Source organism: Geobacter sp. DSM 9736 (assembly GCF_900187405.1).
Lineage (GTDB): Bacteria > Desulfobacterota > Desulfuromonadia > Geobacterales > Geobacteraceae > DSM-9736.
The window spans coordinates 3860889-3879229 of record NZ_LT896716.1 but is presented as its reverse complement, the minus strand read 5'-3'; the positions used below and the strand labels follow the sequence as shown (position 1 = coordinate 3879229).

The following is an 18341-nucleotide window of genomic DNA, read 5'->3' as shown; positions in this document are numbered from 1 at the left end:
TAATATTGATTCACAGCAAAAAAATTTTCAGGAAGCTGAAAATATTTCATTGTATCCGGATAGTTAGGCCGACAACATTACCGTGAATGGTTTAATGTGTCAAGGATTATAAGTGACCTCTCCAAAGGGCCCCTGCGTGCTATCGCCAGACCCTGCATTAGCGATAGCTCATTATACCAGAACATCCAGACTCCGCACCTACGGCCACCATTTTTGAACGGAGGTCGAAGACCCACGCAAGGCCGCTGCAGATTTGACGATGCTGCCGTCTAGGCTATAGTTGAAGATAAAATGCAACCATGGAGCAGGAATGCCGGAACTGCCTGAAGTCGAGACAATCCGTCACAGAGTAGAAGTGGCGATAGCAGGGAAAACAGTCAAAAGCGTGGAAATATACAGCCCCGGACTTCGCCGTCTGTCGCCGCGAGACCTTCAGGAACGGCTTCCCGGCCAAAGAGTGATTTCAGTAGACCGGCGGGGGAAATACCTGCTCATGCGATGCAGCAGTGGAACGGTCATTTTCCACCTCGGGATATCCGGCAGTCTGCTGCTTCGTTCCCCGGTAGCTCCCCCCCGCACCAACGACCATTTCGACATCCTGATGGAGGATGAGACCATCCTTCGTTTCCATGACACACGTCACTTCGGTCGGGTGGCCTGGACGCAGGATGACCCGATGCATCATCCGCTGCTAGCGCAACTGGGACCGGAGCCTCTGGGCGATGGGTTCGACGGACATTCCCTTCACCGGATGACCCGTGGCCGAAGCATTGCGATAAAACCGTTCCTCATGGACAGCCATAACGTTTCAGGAATCGGCAACATGTATGCGAGCGAAGCGCTGTTTCTGGCACGGATCGCCCCCACCCGGGCGTCGGGCAGACTTACGGAGGCAGAATGCCGCGTAATCGTAGCGTCGATTCGTGAAACACTGCAGCAGGCCCTGACCACAGAAGAGCAGGCGCTTTCTGCAGGGGCAGGCGATGAAGTAGATCCGGCAGTGGCTGTATCGTTCAACGTCTATGGGAGAAGCGGTCAGCCATGCCGGCGCTGCGGTACCTCCATTAAACGCATCCGACAAGGGGAGCGATCAACCTTCTACTGTGAGGTGTGTCAGAAATAGTGAAGGAGAGCTATATGCCCGCAGGTTCCCTCCGTCTTTTTTGTAGGGTCTACGGCTTCCAGAGATAGAGAAAGTCGGTTGACGTGAGGAGGTCCAGGCCTGCGTTTATATTGATCAGGTTGAACTGAGGAATCCCGCCACCTGAGTAGATAGTCTCTTTATAGCCGCCACGACGATAATAACTGATCACTTTGGCTTCCTTCACCCCGAGCGACGCCTTCATACTTTCGATCACTTCGTCGAGATAGCCTATTCGGTCTACAAGCTTTCCCTCCAGTGCCTGATCTGCGGTATAGACACGTCCGTCGGCCAGAACACGAATCTGCTGCCTGTCGAGCTGATTCCCCTTTCGGGCTTCTATGACATCCATAAACCTGCCGTACATCTTGTCGATGATGGTCTGCATTATCTGCAGTTCTTCAGCGGTCGTAGGGCGAAAGGGTGAGAAAAAATCCTTTTTGTCGGCAGACTTGATCGTCTCTTCTCCGACCCCCACCTTAGACAGCAGTCCCTCGACGTTGAACTTCATTACCATAACGCCGATGCTGCCGGTCACCGCTGTGGGATGAATAGTAATCTCATCTGCGGCAGTTGCCACATAATAACCGCCGGAAGCCCCGAGACCTATTATGCAGGCATGCACGGGCATCTTGGTCCTGGCTCTGAAATTGTTCAGTTCGTGGTATATGATGTCGCTCGCCGTGACAGTGCCTCCCGGAGAATTGATCCGGAGGATCACCCCTTTCACATCCTTGTCCTTCTCAGCTTTCTGCAACGATTCCTTAATATGCGAGACAAGGGAGGGTTTCGGCTCGAAAAGTTGCCCACCCGACTGATCCTTCTCAGAAATAACCCCTGTTATTTCGAGCACGAGGATCTTCGCCTTTCCGTCCCCCTCCACTGTCCGCTCCTGAAGGGGAGAGGCTGAGCGGAGCATCTCTACATTAACGAAGGCACAGCCACCCGTCAGCGTCGTCAGCAGTGCAGTCAGCAGAATAAGCACGCACATCTTCATCTGGCACCTCCTATCCAATCATCATGCTAAAGAATAACAATAAACAGCGCCCCTACAACGCCGCGCGCAACAACAAAAAAAGCAGCCGGCATAAGACCGGCTGCTTTTTTATCGGTGAAACAGAAGTGTACTGCTTATTCAGCCTTGGAAACAGTTACTTTAAGAGCAGCTGTGACTTCCGGGTGAACCTTTACCGGAACCGAGTACTCCCCAACCTGCTTGATCGGCTCAGCCAGGGTGATCTTTTTTCTGTCGATATCAATCCCCAGCGCCTGAAGCTTTTCCGCTAGTTCCATGTTGGTGACAGAACCAAAAAGCTTGCCTTCCTCTCCCGCTGCATGAGAAAGAACCAGATTGGCGCCTTCGACCTTAGCGGCAATCAGCCTTGCCTGCTCGAGGACTTTGTTCTTTTTGTATTCCATCTGACGTTTCGCATGCTCCAGAGCCTTCGTGTTCTTCAGGTTCGCCTCCGCGGCAAACCCCTTCGGAAGAAGGTAGTTCCGTGCATAGCCCGGTGCAACCTTCACGATATCGCCGATACGGCCCAGGGTGTCGATGTTTTCTTTGAGTATAACCTTCATGTCGTTCCTCCTAGCCTGAGTTACAGGTTTATGTGGTTTTTGGGGTCCTGAAATTTCCCCATATGTCGAAAATGCCGACGACGGCCACCCCTACTGCAAAATAGGGTTGTACCGTCAGCAACAGGTAAAAGATCACCCTGAGAAACAGGGATACGCGGAACCGGTGAAAAAGGTGAGAGGTAATTGCCAGCCCCTGTAGAAAATACATGAACAGGATCACGATCAGTAGATTCAGGGCGATCCTGTCGACAAGGGGGTTATCGAGCAGCAGTGCAAAGCCGGAACCTATGAGCACCCATACGAGCGGCTCAGGGTTTCGGAACTCCCGGAATGGCCCGATCCCACGCAGGTCGTTTAACCGGGACGAGAACCGGCTGAGCACCAGCATATTCATCCCGGCGATGACGGCAACGCTTATGATCAGCAGCGCAGGATAGACCTTGCCGATCACATCCCCCGCCTGGGCCATCCCCTGCCGCAACGTTTGGAGCTCTTCCCCCTTGACCCCTGCCTTCTCGTAGAATGATGCAGTCTGCGCGATACTCGCCTGGACACCTTTCTGCACCTGCAAATCCAGATCTAAGCCACGGAGGGCACCGTATCCCGCAGCAAATGCGACTACGAGCATCAGGTTGATGGCCACTGCATAGGCCAGCGACCTCCCCGCACCCTTCCCCGCTGAGAGAAAAAACGAGAGAAGCAGGGCGAGCGAGCCGCTCTGAAGCAGATACAGCGCCGTCGACGCCACATCTCCCATCACAGCGAGAACTGCAGTGGTGACGGAAACTATTGCAATACCGGTCAGCCTGCCGCTTTTCAGTGTATAGAAGATTGCAGGTAGGGGAGAAAAGGCGCCAGGCAACATTCCCACCATAGGGAGACTGACGAAGGCAAGGAAGAGCGTTAATGTTGCAACGCTCCCCTTACCTACATCCAATACATATTCTTTGCCGGTAAAGCTCATGCACGGACACCTGCTAGGGCAGGACGTGTCCGCTTGCTATTGGCAGCAGGGCGATGTTGCGGGCCCGTTTGATGGCTTCCGTTATCTCACGCTGGTGCTTGGAGCAGTTTCCGGAGATACGACGGGGAATGATCTTGCCTCGCTCGCTTATGAAATAGCGCAGGGTCCGGGGGTCCTTGTAATCGATGGTAACCTGCTTGTCAGCGCAGAACCGGCAAACCTTCCTGCGCTGGAACGGCCGCTTCTTCCGAGGGCCTGAACTTCTTTGGGGTGCTCTTTCGTCGCTCATCTATGATCAACCTCCGTTGTCTTATTCTGTTTCGGCGGCCGGGGCTTCGGCCGGCTCTGCCGGACGCTCCTGCTCAGCAGGGGCCGGAACGGCTGCAGGTGCCACGGTTTCGGTTTCCAGCTTGACGCTCTGGTAACGGATAACCTTGTCGTCCAGTCTCAAGCGCCTCTCCAGTTCCGCAATGAGCGCGGCACTGCCATCAAAGCGCAGGTAATAGTACCGGCCGCGGCTGACCTTGTTGATCGGATAAGCGAGCTTGCGCATACCCCAGTCTTCCAGCTTCTTCAGATCTCCTTTGAAGCTGGCAACTACGTCCTGAACCTTGGCGGCGAGAGATTTGAGGTCCTCGTCGGCGAGATCAGGCTGGACGATGAATATCGTCTCGTACATCCTGTTCATAGATACTTCCTCCTCACGGTTATTAGCCCCGGTCCGACCCGGAGCAAGGAGCTTGAACAGCCGGATGGCTGCTCACGGAAACTGATATTTTTACTACAAGGCCTAGATGCTTTACAAGAGAATTATGACGCACAAAGCGGTATTTGCATTAGACAAGGAGATCACGGTTATTAAACAGGCTCATCGCTTTCGGCAACCCCTCTGCAAGGACCATCTCGAGAAGCTCTACGACTCCATCCAGCAGCCGAGGGAGAGAGGAAAGCTCTTCCTTTCGGAAAGGACTAAGGACGTAATCCGCCGCATCTCCATCCTCCGGCCTGCCTATGCCCACACGGACACGTGCGAATTGCCTCCCGCCAAGATGCTGCTGCAGAGACCGCAATCCGTTGTGGCCGCCATGCCCTCCCCCCTCCTTGAGCTTGATCTTGCCGAAAGGGATATCAAGCTCGTCATGGATTACGAGAAGATCGGAAGGGGACAACTTGTAGAATTGCATGGCCTCTTGCACCGAGCGCCCGGAAAGGTTCATGAATGTCTGGGGTTTCAGAAGCAGGAGCCGGTTCCCGCGGTAGTCCCCCTCACCAAACATTCCGGAAAAGCTCTTGCGGGTGACTTGTATACCCGCTTCCTGTGCCAGTCGGTCCAAAACCATGAAACCCGCGTTGTGGCGGGTCCATAGGTACTTTGTGCCGGGATTACCCAGCCCAACGATAAGTTTTGCAGCCATCGTCCACAGCGCTGGGGGCTATTCAGCCGACGGCGCTTCTTCCTTGGCTTTCCCCAGAACACTCACCACCGATGCCCGCGGGTCGGTAAGGAGCTTTACCCCTGAAGCAAGCTGCAGGTCTCCCACATGAACGGAGTGGCCAAGGGCGAGATCGGTGATGTCGACATCGATATGCTCCGGGATCTGCGTCGGGAGACATTCAATCTCCACAGCATGCATGGTGAAGTCCAGAAGACCTCCCTCCTTCACCCCGGCTGCAGTACCCATCAGATTGATCTTAACCTCCACGCGCACCTTCTCGGCAAGATTTACCCGATGCAGGTCCACATGACGGAGTGTGTTCTTGAGCGGATCGAGGAACATGTCTGCAATGATGGCCATGTTGCCGTCGAGGCTTCCCCCACCTTTGAGGGTAAGAAGGGTGTTCTGCCCCCCCCCGGCGGCTATGGCAGCGACGAGCTCCTTCGGATTAAGAGAAACGGGCACAGGGTCTATGCCTTTGCCGTAAACAACCGCCGGCACGAGCCCTTTACTGCGAAGCTGCCTGCTGACACCCTTGCCGGTCTGCTCCCGTATTTCGATGTTCACCACTCTCTGCTGATCCATACATCCTCCGATGTCGTTTGAATTTATTTGGCGCGACGGACTGTCACACGAAGAGCGAACTAACCGATTCGTCCTGGTGGATCCGGCGGATCGCCTCCGCCAGCAACTCAGCAACCGACAGCACCTTGATCTTCCCGGCGGGATCAACCTTCGCCCCAAGGGGAATGGTATCGGTGATGACCACCTCTTCGATGGCAGAAGCCTCGATACGGTCGATAGCAGGACCGGAAAGCACCCCATGTGTCGCGCAGGCATAAATCGCGCTGGCACCATGCTCCTTGAGCGCGTTTGCTGCCTGAGTAAGTGTGCCTGCGGTGTCTATCATGTCATCAAGAATAATCGCAATCTTGCCCTTCACGTCCCCTATGAGGTGCATCACTTCGGCGACGTTGGGGCCGGTCCTTCGCTTGTCTATGATTGCAAGGCTGCAGCCAAGGCGTTTTGCATACGCGCGAGCGCGCTCGGTTCCTCCGGCATCAGGAGAGACCATCACGATCGGCTGGTCTGTAAACCGCCTGCGGAGGTATTCTAGAATGACCGGTGCAGCATAAAGGTTATCGACGGGGATGTTGAAAAAGCCCTGTATCTGGCCGGCATGGAGGTCGACAGTCACGACGCGGTCGGTGCCGGCAGTTGTGATGAGATCAGCGACAAGCTTGGAGGAAATCGGTGTTCTGGGGGCAACCTTCCTGTCCTGACGGGCATAGCCGTAATAGGGGATGACTGCCGTGATGGTCGCCGCGGAGGCTCTCTTCAGGGCGTCCACCATGATGAGGAGCTCCATCAGGTTGTTGTTGGTTGGGCAGCAGGTAGACTGGACGACGTAAATATCACGTCCCCTGACGTTTTCGCCTATTTCCACCATTATTTCACCGTCGGAAAAGGTCTTTACCTTCGCCGCGCCCACCGGAACCTTGAGACTTGAGCAGATTTTCTCGGTCAGAGATGTGTTGGAATTGCCGCTGAAGACCCTGATCTTGTTTTCCATAAACCTCAATTTCCCCGAAGCAATCGAAAGATAGAATCTCACTGAGACCGGCCCTCCGGCCGCATCTCTACCTTTCCCTGCATTATTGATACTGGCTGGGGCGCCAGGATTCGAACCTGGGAGTGCCGGAATCAAAATCCGGTGCCTTACCGCTTGGCGACGCCCCAATGCACAACCGACCTGCTCCTTCGTTAAAACCGAAAATACCTCTAGAACTACAGTTATAGCGTCCTCGTCGGAACTACAAACCACTGGCCATTCTCGGCCAAGATGCCGGATGCCGCGCGGGCAGCAGCCTCATCATCAAAAATGCCGAACACAGTAGGACCACTTCCCGACATGAGAGCTGCGCGGGCCCCGGCTCCCAGCAGCCGCTTTTTTATCTCTGCTATGACCGGGTAGCGGGGAATCGTTACCGACTCCAAGTCGTTCCCGAGAACAGTACAGATGTCGTTTATGCTGCCGTAGAAGCAGGGAAGTATAGGCTCCTCATCCCTCTTTGTCAATTGCAAATTTTGGTAGACCCAGGCCGTAGAGACTGGCACGTTCGGGTTTACGAGCACGAGCCATATACCGGCCGGCACGGTTACAGGAGAAAGACGCTCACCTATTCCTTCAGCAATGGCCGTCTGCCCATAAAGGAAAAATGGAACATCCGCCCCAAGCCCGACCCCTATCTCCATGAGCATTTCTGAAGAAAGCCCCAGCTCCAAAAGATCGTTCAGCCCAGCCAGAACTGTGGCACAGTCGCTGCTGCCTCCACCGAGGCCGGCTGCGACGGGGATATTCTTCACAATGTCAATTCCCACCCCCCCTGGCTTTCCCGACAGTTCCAGAAGCACAGAAGCTGCACGCCAGGCTATGTTGCCGGGGCCATCGGGAACCCCCTCACGCCCGCAGGTAACACGAATGCCCGGCTCATCGGTGAGAGCGATCGACAGGCGGTCACACAGGTCTATGCGCTGCATGATCATGCGCAGGTCATGGTAACCATCCGGGCGTCGCCGTAGCACGTCGAGGCGGAAATTGATTTTCGCCGGAGCGGTAAGTTCGATACTCCTCATCTCGTCCTCACGGTAGTACAAGTACAACGACACCAGGTTAGCAGCATCAATGGGTTACGCCACCGGAAGGCTCCTGACCGAACTGAAGGTTCGCCTTTGCCCGCTCTATCGCTTCCAGTTCCTTGATCCGTTCCCCCAGCCAGTGGTGAATGTTCCTAGCACTCTCATAGTTGAGAATTACCCCATCACTCACGAAACGTACCAGGCTGTTCTTAAGATCTTCCGGTTCCTGGGCGGTCTCGCTGCCGATGGTGCCGTTGGGGTTGATCTCATGAGTAATCGAGTTAGGAAGCGCCGGGCGCTCCAGATAGAAGTTGACTACGATCTCTCCGCGGGGAGAGACACCGCCGTGGGCACCGTTCACATAGACGGGGTTGTAGTTGTAAGAAAAAACGTATTTGAAGGTAACTTCCGGCTTGTCGGCCATGGGCATGACTCCTTTTCTTCTTTTAATAGATCCCGGAAGGGGAATTTACGGGCATAGAAAAAAGGCTGCTGCAGCAGCAAGCGCCACATACAGTAGCAGGCCGGCAAGACTGTAGCAGCCTGCCCTAACGTCCTGAGCGGACGGAATGGCCCCACAGCAGAAGCAGAACATGATTCCGTACAGTGTCAGGGTATGATACAGATCCGATGGGAACCACTCGAACCAGTGGCGAAAAACGTACCACGCGACGAACAAGAGAAGCAGGGGCGCCAGGGCTGTCGGTAGCGAGGAAATAGCGCCCGGCCTGGACAAGGTAACAGACCCTAGCACCCATTCTCTCCGGATCTCCCCGTTACCATTCCGGTACGAACGAGACTTTGGAAGAACCGTAAAACCGGTAGGACGACCACCGGTCAAAAACCCGACCGCAAAATGTGCTCCTTCATGGAGCAGTGTTCCGGGAAGCCTGCTAAGGACAAGCCAGAACGGCCCGCCACGCCCTGCCCTGCGGTAAGCAAGAGCGAGAACTACCGCCAGCGCCAAACCGGCAGCATGCCGCGCTGCCTGAAGAGAGAAGTCCATAGATATCCGGCTGGGGGCACCCGGACGAAAATGCAGTCCACAGCGGGTGGCAGGTTCCATACCTGCTGCAATTACCAGAAAAGATGCCTCCCAAAACGAACCCTTCTCTACCACGAAAGCTAATGGCTGCCAAGCTTATTTCTTCATGATCACCAGCGTTTCACCCTGCATGTCGACATCGACGAGAACAGTATCCTTCTCGGCAAACTTCCCCTCCAGGAGCATTAGGGCAAGCGGATCCTGCACCTTTCGCTGGAGTGTCCGCTTTAGAGGCCGCGCTCCATAAGCCGGATCATATCCCTCCCGGGCAAGAAGAGCTCGGGCCTTTTCGGTTATCTCCAGGCTGATGTGGCGCTCCGCAAGCCGCTGCTGAAGCCCATGGACCTGGATATCAACGATCCTCTTGATCTGTTCGAGGGGAAGAGCGTGATAAATCACGACCTCGTCGATGCGGTTGAGGAACTCCGGCTTGAAATTCTCCTTGAGCGTATCCGTCACGATATTCCGCATCCGCCCGTAATCTGAACCGTACTGCTGAATGGCCTGCGAACCGAGATTGCTCGTCATGATAATTACTGTATTCCGAAAATCGACAGTCCTCCCCTGGCCGTCGGTGAGCCTGCCATCGTCAAGCACCTGCAGGAGCACGTTGAAAACCTCAGGGTGCGCCTTCTCAATCTCGTCGAAGAGAATGATGCTGTACGGACGTCGCCTGACGGCTTCGGTGAGCTGCCCCCCTTCCTCGTACCCCACGTAACCCGGCGGAGCGCCTATGAGCCGCGCAACTGTATGCTTCTCCTGATACTCGCTCATGTCAATTCGCACGACTGACTGGTCGTCGTCAAAAAGGAATTGTGCAAGCGCTTTGGCGGTCTCTGTCTTGCCGACCCCGGTAGGTCCGAGAAATATGAAAGAACCGATTGGACGATTCGGTTCGGACAAACCTGCCCTTGCCCGTCTTACGGCATTGGCAACCAGACCGAGAGCCTCGTCCTGCCCGACCACGCGGCTTTTTAGCCGCTCCTCCATCTTCAGTAGCTTCTCGGCTTCACCCTCCATCATCCGGCTCACGGGAATTCCGGTCCACTTGGCCACAATCTCGGCGATCATCTCCCCATCTACCTCCTCGGGGAGCATCTTGCCCTCCTTTTGTGCCTCGGCAAGGCGAAGGTTCTTTTCCTCCATCTCGTTTTCTATGGAAGGAATCTCGCCATATCGGATTTCAGCGGTACGCCCCAGATTACCTTCCCGCTCGGCCCGCTTCGCCTCCTCCTTCTTGTCTTCGAGGCGCTGCTTAAGGTCCCGCAACTGCGCGATGATCTCCTTCTCCTGCTGCCAATGGGCTTTCAAAGCTACCGACTGGGTCTTCAGTGACTCAAGCTCATCCGCCAGCTTATTGAGCCGCTCCCGAGCGTGAGGATCCTGCTCACGCAGGAGCGCCTGCTTTTCGATCTCCAGTTGGATGATTTTTCGCTCTACCTCATCCACCTCAGTCGGCATCGAATCGATCTCGATTCTCAATCTTGAGGCGGCTTCGTCAATCAGGTCGATAGCCTTGTCCGGCAGGAAGCGGTCGGTAATATAGCGGTCGGATAACGTTGCAGCCGCAATGATGGCACTGTCTTGAATGCGCGTTCCATGATAGGTCTCGTACTTCTCCTTGAGGCCGCGCAAGATGGCAATCGTGTCCTCCACCGAAGGCTCCCCAGTATACACCTGCTGGAAACGCCGCTCCAGGGCAGCATCCTTCTCTATATACTTTCGATACTCGTTGAGAGTCGTAGCACCGATGCAATGCAGCTCTCCCCGGGCAAGGGCAGGTTTCAGCATGTTGGAGGCGTCCATTGCCCCTTCGGCGGCACCTGCGCCGACGAGGGTATGAAGCTCGTCTATGAATAGAATGACGCCCCCTTCCGATTTCACCACCTCCTTGATTACTGCCTTAAGCCTGTCCTCGAATTCTCCGCGGTATTTGGCCCCGGCTATGAGCGCCCCCATATCCAGCGCAGCCAACCGCTTGTTCTTGAGAGTTTCCGGTACATCACCAGAAACAATGCGCTGGGCAAGCCCTTCCACAATAGCAGTTTTCCCTACCCCCGGCTCACCGATGAGGACGGGATTGTTCTTGGTGCGCCGTGAAAGTACCTGGATCACTCGACGTATCTCATCGTCACGTCCGATTACCGGGTCGAGCTTGCCACGTCTCGCCAGTTCGGTAAGATCACGGGCGTACTTTGCCAGCGCCTGGTATTTTTCCTCAGGATTTTGATCTGTTACTTTCTCGTCACCTCGAATGTCCTTGAGTGCGGAAAGAATCGCGTCTCTCGTCACGCCGTTGTCGGCGAGAATGCGTCCAGCTTCGCTACCTTTGTCAGAGGACATTGCCATCAGTAGGTGCTCGGTTGAAACGAAACTGTCCCTGAGTGTGTCGGCCTCTTTCTGTGCCTGGTCGAGCAGGCGGTTCAAACCAGGGGAAAGATAAACCTGCATCGTCGCCCCGCTCGCCTGCGGAAGCCTCTTAAGTGAGGCGTCGACCTTGTTCTGAACGTATGCGGTGTTGGCCCCGATTTTCTGAAGCAGCGCCGGTACCAGCCCCCCCTCTTGTTCGAGCAGCGACAGAAGCAGGTGCTCCGCCTCAATGGCACCATTGCCGAGACGTCCGGCAGCCTCCTGGGCCCCTGCCAACGCCTCCTGTGCCTTTATTGTCATCTTGTCAGCTCTGATCATATGCGGCTCCTTTTTGTTACCTCATCCTATAAGAGAACATAGGCACGGCCCCTTTAAGTGTCAAGGAAGAGACCGTGTTGTTCCAGAAATAAAGCCTACCGCGTCACCCACGTTGCTTGCCCAGAGTCCGGAACACGGATCACTGTTCATTTTTCGGCCAAACCTATGAAGCCTCCCAGCGGTAAAGGTGCGAAATTACAGCCCCAGCAGATGGCACGAAAATGGTAATTCGCAATACGATAAAATGGAGGGTAAAACGATGATGAGGCTTTGGGGGTTGGCGGTGCTTTTGATAACAGCAGCAGGATGTGCTGAAGTAGGCACAATTGGAAAGGCCGCTTTTAGGGAGTTGAGGAGCGGCGGAATCAATGTTGAGCAGGCTTTGTACCAACGGCAGGAACCGGCCGGGGAACGGACGGCGGTTGCGCAGGCTCCTCAAGCTGCAATACGCCAGACGCAAGCTGCAAAGCCTCGCCAGAAGGGTTTGTGGGAGCGCCAATGACCCAGGCACGGTCAGCAATGGTTAGCTTGACAAGTACTCCCTTATGCATTTACCACAGCTGCGGCACTCCTGTGGCCAAGCTCCTTCGCATGTTTGCGAGGCCTTCCGCCACCAATTCATTGCCCGTTCAGCATATGCGGCAAGGCAGCAACCACTGCCGGCGCAGCTTATGTCCATAACGGTACCACAGCCTGCCCCCTCTACTTCAGTGGCAACTCCAGCTGTTTCCAGGTACATTCCTTTATCTTGGGCCCCTGGTAGTAACGGGGACATGAAGCAATCAGTACAGTGGCTGGTTGCTTGCATTTACGCCGGCAGGAAACGCACAGCTTGTTAAGCTTCGGCTTGATGATCATGTAAAGTACTTATGAATGAAGAAGGCCCCAAGATGGGGCCCTTTAATCGATCAGGAGATCTTCCGGATCCAGCCAAATGTATCGGCGACCTTGCCGTACTGAATCCCCGTGAGCGTATCGTAGAGCTTACGGGTGATGGAACCGACTCCTCCGTCCGCCACCGTATAAGTCTTCTCCTTGAAATTTAGCGCTCCCACAGGGGTTATGACTGCAGCAGTACCGCTGCCGAAAGCTTCGGTGATGCGGCCGGAGCTGATATCGTTCAGCAGCTCATTAATGTCCAGCTGCCGCTCCTCCACCGTAAAACCAAGCGTACCCGCCAGCTTCAGGACTGAATCTCTTGTTACTCCGTTCAGAATGGAACCCGTCAGGGGAGATGTGACCACGCGATTCCCATAAGCGAACAGCATGTTCATCGCACCTACCTCTTCAACGAACTGCTTCGATACACCATCAAGCCACAGCACCTGGTCGAACCCTTTTTTCTTGGCTTCCAGCGCCGCCTTGAGGGAACTGGCGTAGTTGCCGCCAGTCTTGGCTTCGCCGGTCCCACCGGGTACGGCGCGAACATAATGATCCTCCACCAGGATCTTTATCGGATTGAATCCCGCAGGGTAGTAGGCACCTACCGGAGACATGATGACATAGAAGAAATAGTGATCCGAGGGTTTAACCCCAAGTACCGGTTCTACTGCGATGAGAGTGGGCCGAATATAAAGGGATGTCCCCTCGCTAGAAGGCACCCACTCCCGCTCAAGGCTCACCAGCTGTTCGATTCCTTTAAGAAACAGCTCTTCCGGCACCTCCGGCATGCACATCCGCTCCGCTGAGAGGTTGAAGCGGCGTGCATTCATCTCAGGCCGGAAAAGGGCGATCTTATCATCCTTCCACCGGTAAGCCTTCAACCCTTCGAAGATCTCCTGCGCATAATGCAGGACGAGGCACGCCGGATCAAGCATGAATGGCGCGTAGGGCTGGATTCTGGCATCGACCCATCCCTGGCCTGCCTTCCATTCGGCAACCAGCATCCGGTCAGTGAAAATTCTGCCAAAGCCGAGCTTCGACTCATCGTCGTACTTTGATTTTTTCTTCTCCTCCGGGAGGGGGAGCACCGTGATGTCCATCTGCTACAACCTCCTTGTGCCGCGCGGGTGCGGGAAAATATCGTCAACATCTACCATGATTCAGAGAGAGGGGCAAGAATTTTGAAAATATCCGGGGGACGTTGAAGAGGCAGCTCAGGTGAGCCGGGGCAGCCGTGCAGTCTGAAGTAATATAGTACCGAGCATCAGGTCTGCAATCGTGCTCGTGAGCATTCCGACCGGCAGCAGTACGATTGAGGCAAAGGCAAGGCCGGTGGCGATGTTGAGATAGCAGAACGGACGGTGCATACCGCCCAGGCTCGCCGGGAGATAGAGAAGCCAGATGCCGAACATCAGATGAATCACTCCGATAATCACGAGCATGATCAAACCGAAAAGAGCGACTGCGTCAGCAAGCTCGGGCACGGCGAGAGCTAGTAATCGGGCAGCGACCTGGATGGTGGACGCCTGTATAAAGAGGGATATGGTCTTGTTGGCACCCGTAAAAGCATAATGTTTGTTGAGCAGTTGCTGAAAAACGAGAAGAACGTAGATCAAGAGCGCCAGCCGACCCACCAGCATCAAGGCTTCAGCGCCTTTTATGGAGGCATCTCCTCGTCCTTCGGCCAAATACGTAAAGAGGAACCAGGGGAGCGTGAGGAAGGAAGCGCCCATGGAGAGCCATCCTGCAGCCCTAAGACGCGCAGGAGAGACAACATCATATGTTGTTGAAGAAGCCATGTAGTGTGTATACCACATCTGCATGCCTTATGCAGCATCCAGTCTTGCGCCTCCGTCAATCTCCCTTGACATGAGAGCCAAAGGGACTAAAAATGGCCGGAAAAATTTTCGCTCCGGATGAACCGATGGAACATATCCTACTGATAGAAGACAGCCAGGTGGCCCAAGCCCAGTTGCGAGACATCCTCGGTGGGTGCTACCGCCTGACGGTGGAAGCGGAAGGGCTATCCGGCTTGACCGCAGCACTGGCAGAACCTGTAGACCTTATTCTCCTTGACATCAATCTGCCCGATGTGGACGGGTATGAGGTTTGCCGAATGCTGAAGGAACATGAAGAGACCCGCGGTATACCAGTCATTTTCCTTACATCTCTCGACACGGGACGGGAGAAGGTGAGGGGATTCGAGGCGGGAGCGGACGACTACGTTGTCAAACCCTTCTACCCCGGCGAGCTTCTGGCACGTATCAACCTTCATCTCGCATCCCGACGTGAAAAGCGGATGGCGGTGGAACTGGAACGGCTGAAACTACTGCGCGAAATGGCGATTGCACTAAGCCATGAACTGAACAATCCCATGACCACCATTTTCGGCCTCTTACATCTGGCTGGAAAAGAAGTTGCCGCCCACGCAACTGCAAGCGCCTATCTATCGCAGATTCGGGATGAACTTGAGAAGATTCGGCAGATCGTCGGTAGGTTTGCAACAGCCTCCCAAGCAGCACGGACCGAATACCTGCTCGGGGAAGAAATGATCGACCTGAGACAACTGTAGAGGTAGAATTTCAGCAGCACCATGAGCCGGCCTTCATCGGGTAAACCTTGACATCCTTTTTATCAATCCTCTATTCTTTTCGTGCTTAATCAGTTTCATACAGGGGCAACGGCAGTGATAAAAAGCTTCCTCTCATTTTTGTTTTTGCTGCTCGCGTTGACTACCTTCGAAATATCGCCCGCTTTTTCAGCACGACTTTTCCCCGGATACGCCGGCGTCAGGTGGGGCACCGACGTCCACGCAATCTCCCAGGCATACCGCAACGGCACACTAGGTAAGATAGGTGACCAATTCGTCTACATCCAGGCTAATCCAAACCAGATGATGCGTCAGCGCACTTTCGGTTTTGAAAAGGCTGGACTTAATGCCGTCTCGGTTACCTTCAGTGGGGCTTACGTCAAGAACGTCGGAGTCGAAACAATTCTGAAACAATGCATTAAACAGTACGGCTCCGGCCTGATCGACCGCTCATCAGCCCCCCATCTAATTTCCTATCTCTGGCAAGACGGCACAACCCGCATAACTTTCGCCTATGCCCCTGAACGGCCTGAACTGACCGTTCTCATGTTTCAAAAAAAGTAACAACCTCTCATACCCCCTTGAAATCACATGACAGACTTGTTAAAGTATTAGCAGTCAATGACGATGAGTGCTAACGCAGCTCACCTGAAGGCCGAGGAGGAAAGATCGAAATGAGTATGTCTCTGCCTGTTGTAGCCGATAGTTTGAGCCTCTACCTCGCTGAAATACGCAGGTTTCCCGTGCTGTCAGCAGAGGAGGAGCGAGGACTGGCCATAAGATATTATGAAGAGAAAGACCTGGAAGCGGCCCACAGACTGATCACATCGAATCTCCGTTTCGTAGTAAAAATAGCAGCGGAGTACAGGGCATACGGGATGAAAATGCTCGATCTGATCCAGGAAGGGAATGTGGGTCTGATGATGGCGGTCAAGAAATTCAACCCCTACAAGGGGTTCAGGCTGATATCGTACGCGGTATGGTGGATACGTGCCTACATCCAGAACCACATCATATCAGCGTGGAGCCTGCTCAAGATCGGGACGACACAAGCTCAGCGCAAGCTATTTTTCAAGCTTGGGCAGGCCAAAGATGCCGTTATGAACATGTTCGGCGAGGATGATGCCGAAACTACAGCAAGCGCGCTCGACGTGAAGGCATCAGAAGTCCGCGAAATGGACCAGCGGCTGAGAGGCGAATTTTCCCTTAATGCTGAAGTGGCCGACGGCGAAGGCCTCTCGCTGATCGAGAACCTAGTTGATGATGGCATGAACCAGGAAGAGCAGCTTGCTGATCTCCAGGAAGCCGCGCTCCTGCAAAGAGAAATCGGACAGGCACTAGATCGCCTGAATGAAAAGGAGCGCTACATCATCGAAAACCGGGTTAGTTCCGACAATCCCAGAACCCTTCAGGAAATAGCAGATCACTTTTCGATCTCACGGGAAAGGGTTCGACAGATCGAAGAGGGGGCCCTGAAGAAAATGAAGACAGCTCTAGCTCCATTTGTCCAGCGAGCCCTTCCTGCCTGACGGTCTCCGGGAGTGGAGCAGAAGACCCTCCGCTCCCAAACTCTTCCGGTATCCCATCGATCAAACGAGGCGGCTTACTGCCTAGCCCCTATCTCTTCCCCGTAACCAGGACTTAAAGATGCTATCAGAGAAGCAGCGCGACCGGTACTCTCGCCACCTTATGCTAGAGTGCATTGGAGAAGAAGGTCAGGAACGTCTTCTGGGAAGCAGGGTTCTCGTAATAGGTGCCGGCGGCCTCGGCTCTCCTGCTGCACTGTATCTCGCAGCCGCCGGAGTCGGCACTATCGGGATAGCGGACCCTGACGACGTCGAGCTTTCAAACCTGCAGCGGCAAATCATCCACTCCACATCAGATGTGGGGAAACCTAAAGTATCCTCGGCAGAAAGAAGAATTCGGGACCTTAACCCCGACGTTACTGTAACCCCTCATCGTTTGCGGGTTAATGCCGGAAACATCCGGGAAATCATTGCCGGGTACGATGTGGTCATCGACGCTACAGATAATTTTGCGGCGAAATTTCTCATAAACGATGCCTGCATACTCGCGGAGAAGCCCTACTCCCACGGCGGTATACTCAGGTTCGATGGCCAGACCATGACCGTCCATCCACGAAAATCCGCTTGTTACCGCTGTATTTTTCCCGCCCCCCCTCCTGCGGAAGTCGCGACGGCATGCTCGCGGGACGGCGTCCTGGGAGTATTGCCGGGAGTAATCGGGACAATCCAGGCCTCGGAGGCCATCAAGTACCTAGCCGGCATCGGCGATCCCCTTACCGACCGACTGCTCACTTTCAATGCCTTAAGAATGAAGTTCCGTGAGATTCCCATCAAACGCGATCAGCACTGCCCAGTATGCGGAACCGATCCAAGTATAATCAATCTTCGGGATGAACCCGATCCTCTTGCCTCAGCCCCCAATGAGAAAAACAACATTACGTTGCATTTTTTTTAATTTATCTTATACTTTGCTCCAAAAGTACCCTCGGGGGAGCCGCTTTTCTTATGATAATCATCAATGTTTCCGTCGCAGTAGCGGCCCTTGTCCTGGTGGTGCTGGCCATAGTTCTAATAAGGACTTCCATTGAAGTCCGTAAGACCGCGATCAAGGCACGCAGCTTCATGGAGCAGTTGGAAACGGAAGTAAAACCCGTAATTTTCGAACTTCACGAAACGTTGGGGAATCTGAAGATTCTCACCGAAGAAGCAGCCGGAAAGGTCGAAAACGTCAAATCATTTATGGAAGCCGCAGGCGATACGGGCCGAAGCCTCCAGACCATAAATACTGTCGTAAAGAGTGTGACCGGTGCCGTATCAAAATCATCCCTTTGGATGACCGGTGCAAAAGTGGCTGGCAAGTTCGTTCTCAATCGTTTTTTCAAGAAAAGGGGGAATTAACATGACCGACGAAAAGAACAGCGTTGACACGGGGACGATACTGATGGCGTTTCTGGCAGGTGCGGCCGTCGGCACAGGACTGGCTCTACTCTATGCGCCAAAGACAGGGAAAGAGCTGAGAGATCGCATTTCGGACATGACAGACGACGCTGTCGACAAAATCAAGACGTACGTGACCGAAGCACAGGATAAAATCAAGACTACTCTTGATGAGGGAAAAGAGCTGCTCAAAGAGAAGAAGTCGGTCCTTTCATCTGCTCTTGAAGCCGGGAAGGAAGCAATGGAGCGGGAAAAAGAAACAATGGAAACCTGAGCAGGTTCGTTCCTTGAGAAAGCCCACCGCGCGGTGGGCTTTTTTTATTCCCACGAAGGGCTTCATTCATGAAATCAGGTGAGTCGCTGTTCGAAAAGGTCAGCCGGTTCTTAACCACGGGAATGTGGCAAGAGCCGGAG

General features: G+C 54.3%; 21 protein-coding genes and 1 tRNA gene. 7 read left to right on the top strand and 15 right to left on the bottom strand.

From position 1 onward, the window contains the following. Positions 1-310: 310 nt before the first annotated feature. The gene (gene mutM, locus CFB04_RS17395) at positions 311-1123 is read left to right on the top strand and encodes a bifunctional DNA-formamidopyrimidine glycosylase/DNA-(apurinic or apyrimidinic site) lyase (protein ID WP_088536579.1); all 813 of its coding nucleotides are present in this window, start codon (positions 311-313) and stop codon (positions 1121-1123) included. A 49-nt stretch (positions 1124-1172) separates the two neighbouring features. Here mutM and sppA read toward each other — a convergent pair whose 3' ends face one another. The 15 genes from sppA to CFB04_RS17310 all read right to left on the bottom strand — a co-directional run bounded on the left by sppA (position 1173) and on the right by CFB04_RS17310 (position 14197). Then, entirely contained in the window at positions 1173-2138 is a 966-nt protein-coding gene (sppA, locus tag CFB04_RS17390) for a signal peptide peptidase SppA (protein ID WP_088536578.1), read from the bottom strand. Positions 2139-2272: 134 nt separating this feature from the next. Beyond that, positions 2273-2719: a 50S ribosomal protein L9 gene (gene rplI / locus CFB04_RS17385; RefSeq protein WP_088536577.1), complete on the bottom strand. Its 447-nt coding sequence runs from the start codon at positions 2717-2719 to the stop codon at positions 2273-2275. Between the two features lie 28 nt (positions 2720-2747). Continuing rightward, positions 2748-3683 carry a YybS family protein gene (locus CFB04_RS17380; RefSeq protein ID WP_088536576.1) on the bottom strand — a complete coding sequence of 312 codons (936 nt, stop codon included), beginning with the start codon at positions 3681-3683 and terminating at the stop codon, positions 2748-2750. Positions 3684-3696: 13 nt separating this feature from the next. Further along, complete coding sequence (gene rpsR, locus CFB04_RS17375; protein WP_088536575.1) at positions 3697-3972, bottom strand: 30S ribosomal protein S18; 276 nt, start codon at positions 3970-3972, stop codon at positions 3697-3699. Between the two features lie 21 nt (positions 3973-3993). Beyond that, positions 3994-4371, bottom strand: coding sequence for a 30S ribosomal protein S6 (gene rpsF, locus CFB04_RS17370; protein WP_088536574.1), 378 nt, complete (start codon positions 4369-4371; stop codon positions 3994-3996). A 148-nt stretch (positions 4372-4519) separates the two neighbouring features. Beyond that, complete coding sequence (gene pth, locus CFB04_RS17365) at positions 4520-5098, bottom strand: aminoacyl-tRNA hydrolase (RefSeq protein WP_088536573.1); 579 nt, start codon at positions 5096-5098, stop codon at positions 4520-4522. 18 nt (positions 5099-5116) lie between these two features. Further along, on the bottom strand, positions 5117-5704 hold the full coding sequence (locus CFB04_RS17360) for a 50S ribosomal protein L25 (protein WP_088536572.1): 588 nt from the start codon (positions 5702-5704) through the stop codon (positions 5117-5119). Between the two features lie 43 nt (positions 5705-5747). Beyond that, positions 5748-6692 (bottom strand): ribose-phosphate pyrophosphokinase, encoded by a 945-nt coding sequence (locus tag CFB04_RS17355; protein WP_088536901.1) that lies wholly within the window; start codon positions 6690-6692, stop codon positions 5748-5750. A 92-nt stretch (positions 6693-6784) separates the two neighbouring features. Next, a tRNA-Gln gene (locus tag CFB04_RS17350) sits at positions 6785-6859 on the bottom strand. A gap of 54 nt (positions 6860-6913) precedes the next feature. Beyond that, positions 6914-7756 carry a 4-(cytidine 5'-diphospho)-2-C-methyl-D-erythritol kinase gene (gene ispE / locus CFB04_RS17345; RefSeq protein ID WP_088536571.1) on the bottom strand — a complete coding sequence of 281 codons (843 nt, stop codon included), beginning with the start codon at positions 7754-7756 and terminating at the stop codon, positions 6914-6916. A 46-nt stretch (positions 7757-7802) separates the two neighbouring features. Beyond that, on the bottom strand, positions 7803-8183 hold the full coding sequence (locus CFB04_RS17340; protein WP_088536570.1) for a hypothetical protein: 381 nt from the start codon (positions 8181-8183) through the stop codon (positions 7803-7805). A gap of 45 nt (positions 8184-8228) precedes the next feature. Further along, positions 8229-8765: a hypothetical protein gene (locus tag CFB04_RS17335; protein WP_088536569.1), complete on the bottom strand. Its 537-nt coding sequence runs from the start codon at positions 8763-8765 to the stop codon at positions 8229-8231. 135 nt (positions 8766-8900) lie between these two features. Continuing rightward, positions 8901-11492, bottom strand: coding sequence for an ATP-dependent chaperone ClpB (clpB, locus tag CFB04_RS17330; protein WP_088536568.1), 2592 nt, complete (start codon positions 11490-11492; stop codon positions 8901-8903). Between the two features lie 908 nt (positions 11493-12400). Next, positions 12401-13474 carry a branched-chain amino acid aminotransferase gene (locus CFB04_RS17315; RefSeq protein WP_088536565.1) on the bottom strand — a complete coding sequence of 358 codons (1074 nt, stop codon included), beginning with the start codon at positions 13472-13474 and terminating at the stop codon, positions 12401-12403. Between the two features lie 114 nt (positions 13475-13588). After that, positions 13589-14197, bottom strand: a complete 609-nt coding sequence (locus tag CFB04_RS17310; protein WP_157698827.1) for a hypothetical protein — start codon at positions 14195-14197, stop codon at positions 13589-13591. Between the two features lie 101 nt (positions 14198-14298). Here CFB04_RS17310 and CFB04_RS17305 point away from each other — a divergent pair, with 101 nt between their 5' ends. The 6 genes from CFB04_RS17305 to CFB04_RS17280 all read left to right on the top strand — a co-directional run bounded on the left by CFB04_RS17305 (position 14299) and on the right by CFB04_RS17280 (position 18201). Continuing rightward, positions 14299-14946, top strand: coding sequence for a response regulator (locus tag CFB04_RS17305; protein ID WP_088536900.1), 648 nt, complete (start codon positions 14299-14301; stop codon positions 14944-14946). A gap of 114 nt (positions 14947-15060) precedes the next feature. After that, a complete protein-coding gene (locus CFB04_RS17300) occupies positions 15061-15528 on the top strand; it encodes a hypothetical protein (RefSeq protein WP_088536563.1) in 468 nt (155 codons plus the stop codon). A gap of 110 nt (positions 15529-15638) precedes the next feature. After that, positions 15639-16493, top strand: a complete 855-nt coding sequence (gene rpoH, locus CFB04_RS17295) for an RNA polymerase sigma factor RpoH (RefSeq protein WP_088536562.1) — start codon at positions 15639-15641, stop codon at positions 16491-16493. Positions 16494-16611: 118 nt separating this feature from the next. Continuing rightward, positions 16612-17445, top strand: a complete 834-nt coding sequence (locus tag CFB04_RS17290) for a molybdopterin-synthase adenylyltransferase MoeB (RefSeq protein WP_088536561.1) — start codon at positions 16612-16614, stop codon at positions 17443-17445. 50 nt (positions 17446-17495) lie between these two features. Continuing rightward, on the top strand, positions 17496-17888 hold the full coding sequence (locus tag CFB04_RS17285; protein WP_088536560.1) for a DUF948 domain-containing protein: 393 nt from the start codon (positions 17496-17498) through the stop codon (positions 17886-17888). 1 nt (position 17889) lies between these two features. Then, entirely contained in the window at positions 17890-18201 is a 312-nt protein-coding gene (locus tag CFB04_RS17280; protein WP_088536559.1) for a YtxH domain-containing protein, read from the top strand. Positions 18202-18341 lie beyond the last annotated feature (140 nt).